The organism is Bacillus sp. SW14 (assembly GCF_047608225.1).
In the GTDB taxonomy this organism is placed as follows: domain Bacteria; phylum Bacillota; class Bacilli; order Bacillales; family Bacillaceae; genus Bacillus; species Bacillus subtilis_G.
In genome coordinates this window covers 2,687,997-2,703,797 of record NZ_JBLKRW010000001.1, presented here as the reverse complement: position 1 = coordinate 2,703,797, position 15,801 = coordinate 2,687,997, and the positions used below count along the sequence as shown (strand labels likewise).

At 43.1% G+C, this 15,801-nt stretch carries 14 protein-coding genes and 1 pseudogene; 9 read left to right on the top strand and 6 right to left on the bottom strand.

The genetic code is table 11. The features are described 5' to 3' along the window. Position 1: 1 nt before the first annotated feature. Positions 2-148 (top strand): annotated as a pseudogene (locus tag ACMX2I_RS13870) (anti-sigma factor); the annotation flags it as partial. Between the two features lie 40 nt (positions 149-188). Here the strand turns inward: ACMX2I_RS13870 and ACMX2I_RS13865 are convergent. Together ACMX2I_RS13865 and ACMX2I_RS13860 are read right to left on the bottom strand one after the other, a co-directional pair. After that, a complete protein-coding gene (locus ACMX2I_RS13865) occupies positions 189-800 on the bottom strand; it encodes a hypothetical protein (RefSeq protein ID WP_414957236.1) in 612 nt (203 codons plus the stop codon). A gap of 470 nt (positions 801-1,270) precedes the next feature. After that, positions 1,271-1,459, bottom strand: a complete 189-nt coding sequence (locus ACMX2I_RS13860) for a YlaF family protein (RefSeq protein ID WP_333517676.1) — start codon at positions 1,457-1,459, stop codon at positions 1,271-1,273. Between the two features lie 112 nt (positions 1,460-1,571). Here ACMX2I_RS13860 and typA point away from each other — a divergent pair, with 112 nt between their 5' ends. Together typA and ACMX2I_RS13850 are read left to right on the top strand one after the other, a co-directional pair. Beyond that, on the top strand, positions 1,572-3,410 hold the full coding sequence (gene typA / locus ACMX2I_RS13855) for a translational GTPase TypA (protein ID WP_087992181.1): 1,839 nt from the start codon (positions 1,572-1,574) through the stop codon (positions 3,408-3,410). Between the two features lie 56 nt (positions 3,411-3,466). Then, positions 3,467-3,784, top strand: a complete 318-nt coding sequence (locus tag ACMX2I_RS13850) for a YlaH-like family protein (protein ID WP_003232274.1) — start codon at positions 3,467-3,469, stop codon at positions 3,782-3,784. Positions 3,785-3,840: 56 nt separating this feature from the next. Here the strand turns inward: ACMX2I_RS13850 and ACMX2I_RS13845 are convergent, their stop codons facing one another. Together ACMX2I_RS13845 and ACMX2I_RS13840 are read right to left on the bottom strand one after the other, a co-directional pair. Further along, positions 3,841-4,050: a YlaI family protein gene (locus tag ACMX2I_RS13845; protein ID WP_414957235.1), complete on the bottom strand. Its 210-nt coding sequence runs from the start codon at positions 4,048-4,050 to the stop codon at positions 3,841-3,843. Positions 4,051-4,145: 95 nt separating this feature from the next. After that, positions 4,146-4,763, bottom strand: coding sequence for a YhcN/YlaJ family sporulation lipoprotein (locus tag ACMX2I_RS13840; protein WP_087992178.1), 618 nt, complete (start codon positions 4,761-4,763; stop codon positions 4,146-4,148). A gap of 154 nt (positions 4,764-4,917) precedes the next feature. On the opposite strand from ACMX2I_RS13840, the gene ACMX2I_RS13835 reads away from it, so the two are divergent. Continuing rightward, positions 4,918-6,246, top strand: a complete 1,329-nt coding sequence (locus ACMX2I_RS13835) for a PhoH family protein (protein ID WP_087992177.1) — start codon at positions 4,918-4,920, stop codon at positions 6,244-6,246. 2 nt (positions 6,247-6,248) lie between these two features. Here the strand turns inward: ACMX2I_RS13835 and ACMX2I_RS13830 are convergent, their stop codons facing one another. Beyond that, on the bottom strand, positions 6,249-6,734 hold the full coding sequence (locus ACMX2I_RS13830; protein WP_414957234.1) for a peptidyl-prolyl cis-trans isomerase: 486 nt from the start codon (positions 6,732-6,734) through the stop codon (positions 6,249-6,251). A gap of 103 nt (positions 6,735-6,837) precedes the next feature. Here ACMX2I_RS13830 and glsA point away from each other — a divergent pair, with 103 nt between their 5' ends. The 5 genes from glsA (at position 6,838) to ACMX2I_RS13805 (ending at position 14,582) form a co-directional block, all read left to right on the top strand. Continuing rightward, complete coding sequence (gene glsA / locus ACMX2I_RS13825; RefSeq protein WP_087992175.1) at positions 6,838-7,767, top strand: glutaminase A; 930 nt, start codon at positions 6,838-6,840, stop codon at positions 7,765-7,767. A gap of 97 nt (positions 7,768-7,864) precedes the next feature. Then, positions 7,865-8,146: a YlaN family protein gene (locus ACMX2I_RS13820; RefSeq protein ID WP_003221339.1), complete on the top strand. Its 282-nt coding sequence runs from the start codon at positions 7,865-7,867 to the stop codon at positions 8,144-8,146. Positions 8,147-8,351: 205 nt separating this feature from the next. Next, positions 8,352-9,563 carry an FtsW/RodA/SpoVE family cell cycle protein gene (locus ACMX2I_RS13815; RefSeq protein ID WP_414957233.1) on the top strand — a complete coding sequence of 404 codons (1,212 nt, stop codon included), beginning with the start codon at positions 8,352-8,354 and terminating at the stop codon, positions 9,561-9,563. A gap of 74 nt (positions 9,564-9,637) precedes the next feature. Further along, on the top strand, positions 9,638-13,084 hold the full coding sequence (gene pyc, locus ACMX2I_RS13810; protein ID WP_414957232.1) for a pyruvate carboxylase: 3,447 nt from the start codon (positions 9,638-9,640) through the stop codon (positions 13,082-13,084). Positions 13,085-13,148: 64 nt separating this feature from the next. Further along, a complete protein-coding gene (locus ACMX2I_RS13805) occupies positions 13,149-14,582 on the top strand; it encodes a cryptochrome/photolyase family protein (RefSeq protein WP_414957231.1) in 1,434 nt (477 codons plus the stop codon). Between the two features lie 37 nt (positions 14,583-14,619). Here the strand turns inward: ACMX2I_RS13805 and ctaA are convergent, their stop codons facing one another. Continuing rightward, positions 14,620-15,540: a heme A synthase CtaA gene (gene ctaA / locus ACMX2I_RS13800; protein ID WP_414957230.1), complete on the bottom strand. Its 921-nt coding sequence runs from the start codon at positions 15,538-15,540 to the stop codon at positions 14,620-14,622. Between the last annotated feature and the right edge of the window lie 261 nt (positions 15,541-15,801).

Genomic DNA, 15,801 nt, shown 5'->3' with positions numbered 1-15,801 from the left:
TGAAGGCGGACAGGCCGTTGAGGAGGCTTTTCTGCCGGAAGAAGAAATGCGGTTTAAACAGAGGTACTATGGTTTGCTGATCGTTAAAGCTGCCTGCTGGTTCGGAGCGGCGGTAGCCGTGATGCTGATCGTCAAACTGCTCATATAAAGAAAGGCGCTTGTCCGATTCCGGCAAGCGCTTTTTTAGATTAAGCTTCAGGATGGATCATATCGTAAATTGCGGCAAGCTGTTCTTGTGGCAGAGCACTGAAGAGTTTGCCGTAAACATCAGCTTGCGAAGGTGTCGCCCCTGCTTGTACGGCTGCATCTTTATCATAGCTGTACACACCGTCTTGTAATACAATTGCTGCTTGAAGAATGTGAATCTTTAAGGAAACAGCGGAGAAAAATTGTTCAAGTGCGAGTGCTTCTTTATCTGTGAAGCCAAGTTCAATTGCTTTTTCTGTATCAAATTTGTAATTTCCATCTTCAGCATACACACATTGTGAAACAACATTGAAAAATTCTGAAGTCGACTCCCATAATGTTGCGATTACTTGAGCCTCTTCTTTTGTCATTCCTAACTCGACAGCTTTTTCACTGTCAAAATAATACACACCGTCTTGTTCATATATACATTCATTTAATATATCAATGAATGTATTGAGATCTTCGTTAGTGATTGTCTGATGCTGAACATGGCCAGCTGTGTTATCAACCAATGTTTTTGCGCTGGCTGCATCAGGGCCGAACGTTAATAGAGCAGCTGAGGTCATTGCGGCAGTTGTTAGCATAGCTTTTTTTACAAATGTTTTCTTCATGTTTCTTCTCTCCCTTTTATGAATTGTGCTACGAATCCCATTATAGGGAGAGATTGGAGGAAGAGAAATAGGCTCTATGGTCTTTTATGTATATGTTGCCGGACTATTTTTTGCCGGTCACATGTGTCATCATGAGAACGTTTGTCTATGTATGAATGCTGTTTTACATCTTCCAGACTAAGAAACAGGGGAGATAAGGCTTAATAAAATGAAAAAAACCGCTTTTTTGCGGTGTTTCAGCATGTCGACAAACTCTCGCATTCGTTGTCAAGGCTGCGCGCCGGTGCTCACGAATTCGAACATTCGCTGTGCTCCGGTGCACGCCCTTCCTAGACTTCAAGGGATTTCAATCACACTGAAAAGATACAAAATGCTAAAATGAAAACCATTTTAGCATTTTGTCAACAATTTGAAACACTGCTTTCTTTGCGGTGTTTTTTGATTATAATATCTCCTGCGGGGCAATGCTTTTAATCAAGCAAGCCCTGCTCGCGCATTTTCTTTTTTAATGTAAATCCGCCGCCCATAACGGCGCAAACAAGTACAATGCTCCCTGCAATGCCTATGGCGCTTTTTTCAGCGATAAAGACGCCGATCAGCATAATGCTGAAAACTGCTGCAAATGCAAATAATAGGAAAAGCCAATTCTTTTTTTTCATATTTTCCATCCCCTTTTACGTCTTATAGTAAGTTTACTGAAAAACGTGACGCTTTTAAAGAGGAAGTGTGGTATAATATGAAAGTTATCTAATTTTTTTAGGAGATGAAAAAGTGAAACTTCGAAACGATCTTCGCAACATCGCGATTATTGCCCACGTTGACCATGGAAAAACGACTCTAGTTGATCAGCTTTTACATCAAGCTGGTACGTTCCGTGCCAACGAACAGGTTGCTGAACGCGCAATGGACTCTAATGATCTTGAACGCGAACGCGGCATTACAATTTTGGCGAAAAATACAGCGATTAACTATAAAGATACACGCATCAATATTTTGGATACCCCTGGACACGCAGACTTTGGGGGAGAGGTAGAACGGATTATGAAAATGGTTGACGGCGTACTGCTTGTCGTTGACGCATATGAAGGCTGTATGCCTCAAACTCGTTTTGTTCTGAAAAAAGCCCTTGAGCAAAACCTGAACCCGGTTGTTGTTGTCAACAAAATTGACCGTGACTTTGCTCGTCCTGAGGAAGTAATCGATGAGGTTCTTGATCTGTTCATTGAGCTTGATGCCAATGAACAGCAGCTTGAATTCCCAGTGGTATATGCTTCAGCGATTAATGGTACAGCGAGTCTTGATCCGAAACAGCAGGATGAAAACATGGAATCTTTATATGAAACCATTATTAAGCATGTTCCGGCACCTGTTGAAAATGCAGAGGAGCCGCTTCAGTTCCAAGTTGCCCTTCTTGACTACAATGATTATGTAGGCCGTATCGGAATCGGACGCGTATTCCGCGGCACGATGAAAGTCGGTCAGCAGGTTTCTCTTATGAAGCTTGACGGAACGGCTAAGTCATTCCGTGTTACAAAGATTTTCGGTTTCCAAGGCTTAAAGCGGGTGGAAATTGAAGAAGCAAAAGCGGGAGACCTCGTTGCGGTTTCCGGCATGGAAGATATTAACGTAGGTGAAACGGTCTGCCCTGTAGACCATCAAGATCCGCTTCCAGTGCTTCGCATTGATGAACCGACACTTCAAATGACATTTGTCGTGAATAACAGTCCGTTTGCAGGCCGTGAAGGTAAATATGTAACAGCCCGTAAAATTGAAGAGCGTCTTCATTCGCAGCTTCAGACGGATGTGAGCTTGCGTGTTGAGCCGACAGCTTCTCCTGATGCTTGGGTTGTTTCCGGACGCGGTGAGCTTCACTTGTCAATACTGATTGAAAATATGCGTCGTGAAGGCTATGAACTTCAAGTTTCAAAACCTGAAGTTATCATCAAAGAAATCGACGGCGTACGCTGTGAGCCTGTTGAGCGCGTGCAAATCGATGTTCCGGAAGAGCATACAGGCTCTGTCATGGAATCAATGGGTGCCCGCAAAGGCGAAATGATTGACATGATCAACAATGGTAACGGCCAAGTCCGTCTCATCTTTACAGTTCCTTCCCGCGGACTGATCGGGTACTCCACAGAGTTCTTATCATTAACACGCGGCTTTGGTATTCTTAACCATACGTTTGACAGTTACCAGCCGATGCAGGCGGGCCAAGTCGGCGGCCGCCGTCAAGGTGTACTTGTGTCAATGGAAAACGGAAAAGCGACATCTTATGGTATTCAAGGAATTGAAGACCGCGGTGTCATCTTCGTTGAGCCAGGTACTGAAGTATACGAAGGAATGATTGTTGGAGAGCATAACCGTGACAACGACCTTGTTGTTAACGTCAGCAAAATGAAACAGCAGACGAACGTCCGCTCTGCGACAAAGGATCAGACAACTACAATTAAAAAAGCGCGCATCATGTCTCTTGAGGAGTCTCTAGAGTACTTAAACGAAGATGAATACTGTGAAGTAACGCCTGAATCCATCCGTTTAAGAAAGAAAATCCTCAATAAAAACGAACGTGAAAAAGCGGCTAAAAAGAAAAAAACAGCAGGATTGTCTTAATCTCTTGCAGAATTTGAAAAGATAGAACCCGTACGTTTACAGGGGAGGGAATCTTTTTGAATGACGTAAGCGAACGCCTGTCGTTCTTCGCCGCTCTATATCAAGTAGACCGGCAGCCTGCGGCAGGCATGTGGCTGCTGTACGGCACGATTTTTGTGTTGGCCGTTATTGTATTTAAGCTTGGATTTGCTAAACGGCTTCCGGTATTAAAATCAGCAGTGGTGTATGTATTTCTGGCTTTGGGCTGCACTGTTTTAACCTTTTTAGGAGTGTTTTTGCCTGTGGCAGAGGGATTGGTCGTCGCTGCGCTGATTTTAATCATTTACAAAATTCGGCTGTATCAGTCGAAAAAAGGACAGTCTGCAAAATCATAAAAAGACTCAGCTGAGAAGCTGAGTCTTTTTGTTCTGTATGGTAAAGCTGCCGCTTTTTATTTTTTGACTTTATCTTTCTTCTGCTGTCCCGGGTGAAAAGAGAATTTTCCCGTTTTCAGCCGTTCTTTTGTTTTTTGGGTAATCCGATCGTGGCATTCCTGGCACATATATGTATGGATCGGGCGGTTTCGAAGCCGTTTCGCGATCAGGGTATCATCATCAATTGTTTCAATTTTATCGCAAATAGAACATTGGACCCTCATCATATCACCTCTTTCACTAACATGTATTATAGCACGGATCAGAAGCTGTCCAAAATAAGAAAAAGCTAAAGCGCAAGGCTATAGCTTTTTCATGATTATTATTTTTTCATATGATGATCAGATTGATCGTTTTGCTCCTGTTCCAATTCCTGCTGCTGCTTTTTGTTTAATTGGTCATTTTGCTGCTTTGTTTGCGGCTCATCTTCATCGTCAATCACATCGTTAGGCACTTCCGGAAGCACTCGGCCGACAATTGCAGCCAATTCATCTAATATGCCTGTCACCGGCCGGCCTTCACTGATTTCTCTGCTCATTTCATTCAGGCGGCTGACCGTATCCGGGTCAGCAATGACAACTGCGTTGGCACCGTGTCGATCATCTTTCAGAGCCTGTGCTACAGAATATTTAATGGTTTCCACTTTGCTTCTGTCCAAATTATCATCGACATCAATTCCTACAACGGCATAACCTCCCAGCACAACGGCTGTTGCATCCTTAACATCAGGGATTTTTTCAGCAACGCTGACAAGATGCTTCGCAATATCCGCTCTTGTCCCATTGTCTTTTGTCTCCTGAGTTGTGTCCTTTACGTGAATCGGTTTGGTTTCCTGCTGCCTTGTTGATTCTTTTTCAACATTCTGATCTTGGTTTCCTTGTTGGTAGGCACATGCGGACAGGATAAGCGTCAGCTGTATCATAATGAAAAGAATTCGCACTTGCGGGTTCCCTCCTTGAAATGCATTCATTAATTTTATTGTTGAATTAACCTTCTATCTTTATTCACAAAAACATATATTTTAGCAGGCATTCACCTTTTTTATCGTAAGAGAAGCAGGAAGAACTTTGACCTTTATATCAGGAGGCTGAGACTTGAGTAAAATTTATGTGTTAGATACGAATGTGTTATTACAGGATCCTAACGCGATATTTTCTTTTGAAGAAAATGAGGTTGTCATCCCTGCTGTTGTATTAGAAGAAGTTGATTCGAAAAAAAGGTATATGGACGAAGTTGGGAGGAATGCAAGGCACGTATCTAAGCTGATCGATGCTTTAAGGCAAAAGGGAAGGCTGCATGAGCAGGTCCCGCTCGACACCGGCGGTACACTGAGAATTGAACTGAATCATCGTTCGTTTCACCAGCTCCAAGAGATCTTTATTGAAAAAACGAACGATAATCGTATATTGGCTGTTGCGAAAAATTTAAGCCTCGAGGAAGAAACGAAGGAAGAGGGCAGGCCGGTTATCCTCGTCAGCAAGGATGTATTGGTCAGAGTGAAAGCGGACGCGATCGGACTGCATGCTGAAGATTTCTTAAATGACCGGGTTGTGGACAATGATGAAATGTACAACGGCTATAAGGATTTATATATCAGCCAGCAGCTGTTCAGCTCTTTTTATGGGAAAAATCAAATTACAGTAAATGAAATGAAACAGCACACATTTTATCCGAATCAATTCGCATTAATGAAAGATGAGCTGGGAGGGTCCTCTTCAGCCGTCGGAATGGCGGATAAAACAGGCACGGTCTTAAAAAGGCTTGTTTTTGATGATGAACATGTATGGGGAATCAGGCCAAAAAATGTACAGCAGACAATGGCATTAGAGCTTTTGCTGCGTGAAGATATTCCGCTCGTCACCCTAATCGGAAAAGCAGGAACCGGGAAAACGCTTTTAGCATTGGCGGCGGGGCTATTACAGACAGAAGACTTGGGAATATATAAAAAATTGATCGTCGCAAGGCCGATTGTTCCTGTTGGCAAGGATATTGGATATTTGCCCGGCGAAAAAGAGGAAAAGCTAAAGCCTTGGATGCAGCCGATTTTTGACAACTTAGAGTTTCTGTTTAATGCGAAAAAACCGGGGGAGCTTGAGGCCATTCTGGCGGGTATTGGCTCAATTCAGGTGGAAGCGCTGACTTATATCAGGGGGAGAAGCATTCCGGATCAATTTATTATTATTGATGAGGCCCAAAATTTGACCAGGCATGAGGTGAAAACGCTGCTGACGAGAGTCGGTGAGGGCAGTAAAATTGTCTTAATGGGCGATCCAGAACAAATTGATCACCCATATTTAGACAGTCTGAACAATGGTTTAGCCTACGTGGTTGAACGATTTAAAGGACAACCCATCTCAGGCAGCGTGAAGCTGTTAAAAGGTGAAAGATCGGGTCTCGCCCAGCTTGCCGCTGACTTGCTGTAAGCTTATATGATTTCAATTTCTTTTATATCGGTGATCGGCTGATCGTGATCAACTGGATCTTCAAAATAAATATGAACGGGGCCGCCTTCTTGGATTGGCTTGCCTGCCTCACTGAAATGGACAATACTGTTCAGTGCGGTTTCCAGAGGAACGGCGGTCTTTTTCGAACTTGTGACAAATACGCATTGTGTCGCGGAGCTGAGAGGCTCAGCATTTTTCAGGACAGTCCCAAGTTTCATGGCAAAACTGCCGTTCATCAGTTTTTGCTTCTCGTATTGTTTTTCCGTCTTTAATGTCGGCGGTGCAATCTGGCCCTCTCTGATCACGCGTTCAGGGTCAAGAGCGGATTCATCCCCGACTGATTGTAAATGTATGTCTTGACTGTCCCCTTTGCGTTCAAACGAAAATTTGCGATCATCAAAAATCCATACGCTCGGATCGATGGTGATCGGATATGTAACATTGCCTTTTACTTGTATAACACTCATGGTTATGACCCCCTTCTCCCAAAATTATAAAAGTTTTCGCATGAATTGTCACTTTGTGTACAAATTATGTGTATTGAAATGCTCAGGGAGCGAGGGTGGTTGCATGGTATGCCGGCATAATGACGAGCTTGAAACCTTAGTGAACGAAGCGAAAAAGATGACGGACAAGGGGGAGGTAGCCAGTTATATTCCTGCCCTGGCAAAAGCTGATCAACACGATCTGTCAGTGGCGATTTATTATTCCAATACTACTTGTCTGTCAGCGGGTGACGTGGAAAAAACATTTACGCTTCAAAGTATATCGAAAGTGCTCTCGCTTGCTTTGGTATTAATGGAATACGGTAAGGAGAAGGTCTTCAGCTATGTCGGACAGGAGCCGACTGGTGATCCGTTTAATTCTATTATCAAGCTTGAAACAGTGAATCCGAGCAAGCCGTTAAACCCTATGATCAATGCCGGTGCATTGGTAGTGACCAGCTTGATTAAAGGGAAAACGGTAAAAGAGAGACTTGATTATTTACTTTCTTTTATCAGAAAGCTGACAAACAACCAACAGATTACATACTGCCGGGAAGTTGCTGAATCCGAATACAGCACGTCGATGATTAATCGGGCAATGTGTTATTATATGAAACAGTACAGGATTTTTGAAGATGATGTAGAAGCGGTAATGGATTTATACACGAAACAATGTGCGATTGAAATGAACAGTCTGGACTTGGCGAAAATCGGATCTGTATTTGCGCTGAACGGCAGACACCCCGAGACTGGGGAGCAAGTTATCTCAAAAGATGTTGCGAGAATTTGCAAAACATTTATGGTGACGTGCGGAATGTACAATGCAAGCGGCGAATTTGCAATTAAGGTCGGAATTCCTGCGAAAAGCGGCGTATCCGGAGGGATTATGGGCATTTCGCCATACGATTTCGGGATTGGTATTTTTGGCCCGGCATTGGACGAAAAAGGGAACAGCATTGCGGGTGTGAAGCTTTTGGAAATCATGTCTGAAATGTACAAACTGAGTATTTTTTAATTTATGTCATCTGCTTAAATCCTCTTGCATTTTCTGCTGATACCCTTTATGATAAATAGAAGAATTAGGTACTCGCCTTGGGAACGGAGGGATACTTTTGGCTTCAGAGATGATAGTTGACCATCGGCAAAAAGCTTTTGAGCTCTTAAAAGTTGACGCTGAGAAGATTTTGAAGCTGATCCGAGTACAAATGGATAACTTAACGATGCCTCAATGTCCTCTATATGAAGAGGTATTAGATACTCAAATGTTCGGGCTTTCGAGGGAAATCGATTTTGCTGTCCGCCTGGGATTGGTTGATGAAAAAGACGGTAAAGACCTTTTATACACATTGGAGCGCGAATTGTCTGCTTTGCATGACGCGTTTACAGGTAAATAAATGATAAAACTCAAACTTGTTAACAGTTTGGGTTTTTTTATAACCGCACATTTTCTCCTACCTTCTCGGAGACGGTCTTTTTTTACACATTCCTTCCGAATCGTATAGAGATTCTTCATCTCGTTTGATAAATTGTAGTAAAATAAAAAAGATCAATACATAAAAACCATAGATAATGGAAGTTGGAAGCAGGGAAGAGGATGTTATGTTAAAAAAAATGCTGAAATCTTATGATTACTCACTGATATTTGCAATTGTTTTATTATGCGGATTCGGTTTAGTGATGGTATACAGTTCAAGTATGATTACGGCTGTTTCTCGTTTTAACGTAAGCAGTAATTTTTTCTTCATGAGGCAGCTGTTTGCTTTATTTGCGGGTGGCGCTCTTTTTATTCTCATGGCTTTGTTTCCTTACAAAGCACTGGCTCACCAAAAGTTTCAGAAGGGAATGCTGCTTGTTTCTGTTTTTGCGCTCATTTCGCTGTTCGTATTCGGACATGTTGCCGGAAACGCGCAAAGCTGGTTTAAAATTGGCGGACTGAGCATGCAGCCGGGCGAATTTGTCAAGCTAGTGGTCATATTGTACCTTGCAGCCGTATACGCCAAAAAACAAAGCTATATTGATCATCTGTTAACGGGAGTTGCGCCTCCGGTGGTGATGACAATCATTCTTTGCGGTTTGATCGCTATGCAGCCTGACTTCGGAACTGCGGCGATTATCGGATTAATTGCGGCTTGCATGATTTTGTGTTCCGGTTTCAGCGGGAAGACTCTGGCAAGGCTTGTTTTACTGGGGGGAATTGTTCTGCTCTTGGTCAGTCCGATTATTTATTTAAACAAGGATAAAATCCTGTCAGAAAAGCGTTTAGATCGTTTTGAGAGCCTTGAAGATCCGTTTAAATATGCGGATTCATCTGGCCTGCAAGTGATTAATTCCTATTATGCGATCGGATCAGGCGGTATTTTCGGTATGGGACTAGGTGAAAGTATTCAAAAATACGGTTATCTTCCTGAATCGCATACTGACTTTATTATGGCTGTCATTGCCGAAGAACTTGGTATTTTTGGGGTATTGTTTGTGATTATTCTATTGGGGTTTATCGTCATAAAAGGCTTTTATATAGCCAGAAAATGCGAGGACCCGTTTGGAAGTCTTCTAGCGATCGGTATTTCAAGCATGATCGCCATCCAATCGTTTGTTAACCTTGGCGGTGTCAGCGGATTAATTCCCATTACAGGAGTTACGCTGCCGTTTATCAGCTACGGGGGGTCTTCTTTAGTGCTGCTGCTGGCGAGTATGGGAATATTAGCCAATATCAGTATGTTTGTGAAATATTCAGAGAATAAGAAAAAGAAAGAGCCCGTGGCGTCAAAGGGAATGAAGAAGAAACAGCTTGAAAAAACTGTTTATCTGTAAAAAACAAGTGTGTACATGGGAAGGATATTCCTTTATGATAGATTATATTCCATTTCGGGTAAGGGGGAAAAAGTTTGTCACAGCAATCTATACAAAAAGTGTTAGTAGCAAACAGGGGAGAAATTGCAATCCGTATATTCCGTGCTTGTACAGAATTAAATATTCGTACAGTTGCGGTCTATTCAAAAGAAGATTCCGGTTCCTATCATCGTTATAAAGCAGATGAAGCGTACCTGGTTGGCGAAGGAAAAAAACCGATTGATGCTTACCTGGATATTGAGGGTATCATTGATATTGCGAAAAGAAACAAAGTGGATGCAATCCATCCGGGATACGGTTTCTTATCTGAGAATATACATTTCGCCAAACGCTGTGAAGAAGAAGGCATTGTGTTCATCGGTCCTACTTCTGAACATTTAAATATGTTTGGTGATAAGGTGAAAGCGCGTGAACAGGCAGAAAAAGCCGGAATTCCTGTAATCCCGGGAAGCGATGGTCCTGCAGAAACGCTTGAAGCCGTCGAACAATTCGGACAAACGCACGGTTATCCGATGATTATTAAAGCTTCTCTTGGCGGCGGCGGACGCGGCATGAGAATTGTCAGAAGTGAAAGTGAAGTAAAAGAAGCATATGATCGTGCAAAATCAGAGGCAAAAGCAGCCTTTGGCAATGACGAAGTATATGTAGAGAAACTGATTGAAAACCCTAAGCACATTGAAGTTCAAGTCATTGGAGACAAGCAGGGCAACGTGGTTCATCTTTTTGAAAGGGATTGTTCTGTTCAAAGACGCCATCAAAAAGTAATCGAAGTAGCGCCGAGTGTCTCGCTGTCACCTGAATTGAGAGATCAAATTTGCGAAGCGGCAGTTGCGCTTGCCAAAAATGTGGATTATATAAACGCCGGCACGGTTGAGTTCCTTGTCGCGAACAACGAGTTCTATTTCATTGAAGTAAACCCGCGCGTTCAAGTTGAACATACAATTACAGAAATGATTACCGGTGTCGATATTGTCCAAACACAGATCCTTGTTGCCCAGGGGCACAGTCTTCACAGCAAAAAAGTAAATATTCCACAGCAAAAGGACATTTCTACAATCGGTTATGCAATTCAGTCACGGGTAACGACTGAAGATCCGCAGAATGATTTCATGCCCGATACAGGAAAAATTATGGCTTACCGCTCTGGCGGCGGCTTTGGTGTCCGGCTAGACACCGGAAACAGCTTCCAAGGCGCCGTAATTACCCCGTATTACGATTCACTTCTCGTTAAGCTTTCAACTTGGGCTTTAACATTTGAACAGGCGGCGGCCAAAATGGTCCGAAACCTTCAGGAGTTTAGAATCAGGGGCATTAAAACAAATATTCCGTTCCTTGAGAACGTTGCAAAACATGATAAATTCCTGACAGGACAATATGATACTTCCTTCATTGATACAACACCTGAGCTGTTTATTTTCCCTAAACAGAAAGACCGCGGCACGAAAATGCTCACGTACATCGGCAATGTGACAGTGAACGGGTTCCCTGGAATCGGGAAAAAAGAAAAACCGGCGTTTGACAAGCCGATACACGTAAAAGCGGACGTTGATCAGGAGCCTGCCAGAGGAACAAAGCAAATCCTTGATGAAAAAGGCGCTGAAGGTCTTGCGAAATGGGTGAAGGAACAGAAATCTGTCCTTTTAACTGATACAACATTCAGGGATGCACACCAATCCTTATTGGCAACGAGATTCAGATCACATGATTTGAAAAAAATCGCGAATCCGACGGCTGCTTTATGGCCTGAGCTATTCAGCATGGAAATGTGGGGAGGCGCGACCTTCGATGTAGCCTACCGATTCCTGAAAGAAGATCCATGGAAGCGTTTGGAGGACCTTCGAAAGGAAGTGCCGAATACCTTATTCCAGATGCTGCTTCGTTCATCAAACGCAGTCGGCTATACGAATTATCCGGACAATGTGATTAAAGAATTTGTGAAACAATCCGCTCAATCCGGTATTGACGTGTTCCGTATATTCGACAGCTTAAACTGGGTAAAAGGGATGACATTAGCCATTGATGCTGTTCGGGATACCGGCAAAGTGGCAGAAGCTGCGATTTGTTACACAGGTGATATCCTTGACAAGAATCGCACCAAATATGATCTTGCTTATTATACGTCGATGGCGAAGGAGCTTGAGGCTGCCGGAGCCCATATTCTCGGAATTAAAGATATGGCAGGGCTGTTAAAACCGCAGGCTGCATATGAACTCGTTTCTGCATTGAAAGAGACGATCGACATTCCGGTTCACCTGCATACGCATGATACGAGCGGAAACGGCATTTATATGTATGCAAAAGCTGTTGAAGCAGGCGTTGATATCGTAGACGTGGCGGTCAGCGCAATGGCAGGGTTAACGTCTCAGCCTAGTGCGAGTGGATTTTATCATGCGATGGAAGGCAACGCCCGCCGCCCGGAAATGAATGTCCAAGGTGTTGAAATGCTGTCCCAATATTGGGAGTCAGTGCGTAAATACTATAGCGAATTTGAAAGCGGAATGAAGTCACCGCATACTGAAATATATGAACACGAAATGCCTGGAGGCCAATACAGCAACCTGCAGCAGCAGGCGAAGGGAGTAGGCCTGGGTGACCGCTGGAATGAAGTCAAAGAAATGTACAGACGCGTCAACGATATGTTCGGCGATGTCGTGAAGGTCACACCTTCCTCAAAAGTCGTCGGAGATATGGCGCTCTACATGGTACAAAACAACTTGACTGAAAAGGACGTGTACGAAAAAGGCGAATCATTGGATTTCCCTGATTCAGTTGTTGAGCTATTCAAAGGAAATATCGGCCAGCCTCATGGCGGATTCCCGCAAAAACTCCAAAAACTGATCTTAAAAGGGCAGGAGCCAATTACGGTCAGACCTGGAGAACTGCTTGAGCCGGTATCATTTGAAGCGATCAAACAGGAATTTAAAGAGCAGCATAACTTGGAGATTTCAGATCAAGATGCTATTGCGTATGCCCTTTATCCTAAAGTCTTCTCTGATTATGTGAAAACGGCAGAAAGCTATGGAGACATTTCGGTATTAGATACACCGACATTCTTCTATGGCATGACATTGGGTGAAGAAATAGAAGTGGAAATTGAGCGCGGAAAAACGCTGATCGTTAAGCTGATTTCAATCGGCGAGCCTCAGCCTGATGCCACTCGCGTCCTTTATTTCGAACTGAACGGGCAGCCGCGTGAAGTTGTCATTAAAGATGAAAGCATTAAGTCTTCCGTTCAGGAAAAGCTGAAAGCGGACCGGACTAACCCAACCCACATCGCAGCCTCCATGCCTGGAACGGTTATTAAGGTATTGACTGAGGCAGGTGCAAAAGTCAATAAAGGTGATCACTTGATGATTAATGAAGCGATGAAAATGGAAACAACGGTTCAGGCGCCTTTCTCAGGAGCAATCAAGCAGGTTCATGTGAAAAATGGCGAGCCGATCCAAACGGGAGATCTGCTTATCGAAATTGAAAAAGCATAAAAAACAAGAGTGTATATCATTTGATATACACTCTTGTTTTTTAGAAAAAAGCGGAGTGAAACAAATGAAAGTTGTCATTGTGTGGTTTAGAAGAGATTTAAGGCTTGAAGACAATACAGCACTGTCAAAAGATATTTCCTATTCAAAACAAAAACAGGCTGGTCTGCTTCCGATCTTTCAGATCGATCCTCACTTTGTAGATATGAAGTATGATATGAGTCACGAATATTTTTTTAAGACACTCTCTGTTTTTACAAATGAAGCGCGACAAAAGGGACTCTATCTGCACATCTTTTATCTTGAAGCGATACATATGTTTCGCAGGCTGATGGATGCATATGAAATTGATGCGGTTTTTTATAATCAGGATGACGCAGGATACGGAGCGCAGCGGGATCATGAAGTATCAGCGTTTTTAAGAAAAAACGGGATTTATCCTTCGCCGTGGACAGATGCACATATTCACGGTGCGGACGACATCGTGAAACAAGATGGCAGTATGTATAAGGTGTTTACGCCATATTTTAGATCATGGTCAAAGGCTGAAAAGCCGAAAATGATGGAGATCGATCCTCATTTTTTATGTTCAACGCAGATGATTAGAAATCAGTCGTTATCTAATCAGGGCGAACGGATGCTGGAACATCTTGTGCAGTCCAGCAAAAGACACTGGGTGCATGTTGATGCCTCCATTGCAAAAGAGGCTCTCTTCCGATTTATAGATGAAAAGCTGTCAATGTACCATAAAAATAGAGACATTCCTTTTGCAAATAGCACCAGCAAGCTGTCCCGGTTTCTAAAAACCGGCGTCTTGTCACCGCGTATGGTATATTATGCAGTACTGCAGCATGAGTCGTCGCAAGGAGCGAAGGACGTTTTTATCAAGGAGCTGGCTTGGCGTGACTTTTACAACATGGTATACGCCGTTCATCCGCACATGGCTGAGACGGAAATTGATGAGAGGTTCCGCAACATCAGCTGGAATCATGATCACAAGCTGTTTCAAGCGTGGTGTGAAGGGCGCACTGGTTTTCCGATCGTTGATGCGGGGATGAGGCAGCTTAACAAAGAAGGCTGGATGCATAACCGGCTTCGCATGATCACTGCTTCTTTTCTCGTTAAGGACTTTTTAATCGATTGGCGTCTCGGGGAAGCATATTTTGCTGATAAATTAATTGATTACGATCCTGCATCTAACATTGGGGGGTGGCAGTGGGCTGCTTCTGTCGGGACGGATGCTGTGCCGTACTTCAGGATATTTAATCCTGTCACCCAATCTAAGAAGTTTGATCCGGATGGGCTGTTTATTAAGAGATACATTCCCGAATTGAAACATATTACGGATGAATTTCTTCACGAGCCATGGAAAATGACGCCTCAAATTGAAGGGAGTTCATCCTGCATCATCGGCGAGGATAATCCGAAGCCGCTCATTGATCATCAAGTTCAGCGGAGGCTGGCCATTGAAACATATGAAACGGCAAAAAATATGACATAAAAAAGACCAAAGCACTGGAAGCTTTGGTCTAAAATCTTTATGATTGTCTGGATTCATAACGGAACCGTGCAATCAATAATATGAAGTAGCATAGAACGCCAAACAGGCAGGCAATAAAGAACGAGTGGGCAAGAGCAAAGCCCAGAGCCAGTTCAGTATACACGATCATAATACCGGACAGTGCCTGTAATGTAATAAAAATAAGACATGAGATCCAGCCCCAAAAGATCTGCTTTTGATCTTTATAGGAAGTAACAGCATGAACAGCGGCCACAATAATCCATACAAACAAGAGCAATGCTGCTGTTCTGTGGCCCATTTGCACCCATTCAGGGAATTGAGTTGGAAGTCCGTTGTTCAGCGGACTGCACAGCGGCACATCAGGACATGCCAGACTTGATTCTGTATGTCTTACATATGCGCCTGTATACACAACGATATAGGTATATATTAATATTCCTATCATGTGAAATTGCATTCTTTTGCCGATTTTAAGCGGTTTAACCAGTTTTCTAACTGATTTGTCAGCTTCAAATATAAGCAACGTCAAAATAAGCACTGAAGCAAAAGATATCAATGAGATGCCGAAGTGAAGCGCCATAATCAGCGCGTTTGAACCGAATACGACAGCCAATGCGCCAAGCAGTGCCTGAAGAAATAAAAAGATAATAGACATGATCGCGAGAAACGTTGTTTCACGGAAAATCGGCGTTATTTTTCTCCATGACCAAAACGCAAGGCTTAACACAAGGATAATAGAGATCCCGCTTGCGAATCTGTGGCTCCATTCAATAATTGAAGCCGGATTCATTTCAGGGAAAAAACGGCCGTGACACAGCGGCCACTGTCTGCCGCATCCTTGGCCGGAACCTGTTTTTGTAACGAGGGCTCCCCCGATTAAAACAATAAGCATGACAAATGTTGTCAGAACACCGAGAGCTTTTAATGCTTTATTCATTTAATATTCACCTTCTTAACATACTGCTGCGATTTTATATACGTTCCAAGTGTAAGCGAATATGTGTTTTGAGGCAATTCTTAGAGCCTTTTGTTCACAAAAATATAATAGAATGGCGGCTTCCGGAAAATGTACACTTGATTATTCATGCCGGGTCTGATAGAAATAAGGTAAACGCACTGCCGATTTCGCGATTGCCTTTATCTTTGGTAAAATTCATAAAAAGTTCACAAATAAATTCCTGTTTGTCGTTTAATATTT

Excerpts from the sequence above, each read along its gene's own strand:
- ACMX2I_RS13865 (WP_414957236.1), bottom strand. The coding sequence starts at position 800 with ATGAAGAAAACATTTGTAAAAAAAGCTATGCTAACAACTGCCGCAATG.
- ACMX2I_RS13860 (WP_333517676.1), bottom strand. The coding sequence starts at position 1,459 with ATGAAAAAAAAGAATTGGCTTTTCCTATTATTTGCATTTGCAGCAGTT.
- ACMX2I_RS13845 (WP_414957235.1), bottom strand. The coding sequence starts at position 4,050 with ATGATGAGGGTCCAATGTTCTATTTGCGATAAAATTGAAACAATTGAT.
- ACMX2I_RS13830 (WP_414957234.1), bottom strand. The coding sequence starts at position 6,734 with ATGAGTGTTATACAAGTAAAAGGCAATGTTACATATCCGATCACCATC.
- glsA (WP_087992175.1), top strand. The coding sequence starts at position 6,838 with ATGGTATGCCGGCATAATGACGAGCTTGAAACCTTAGTGAACGAAGCG.
- ACMX2I_RS13815 (WP_414957233.1), top strand. The coding sequence starts at position 8,352 with ATGTTAAAAAAAATGCTGAAATCTTATGATTACTCACTGATATTTGCA.
- ACMX2I_RS13805 (WP_414957231.1), top strand. The coding sequence starts at position 13,149 with ATGAAAGTTGTCATTGTGTGGTTTAGAAGAGATTTAAGGCTTGAAGAC.
- ctaA (WP_414957230.1), bottom strand. The coding sequence starts at position 15,540 with ATGAATAAAGCATTAAAAGCTCTCGGTGTTCTGACAACATTTGTCATG.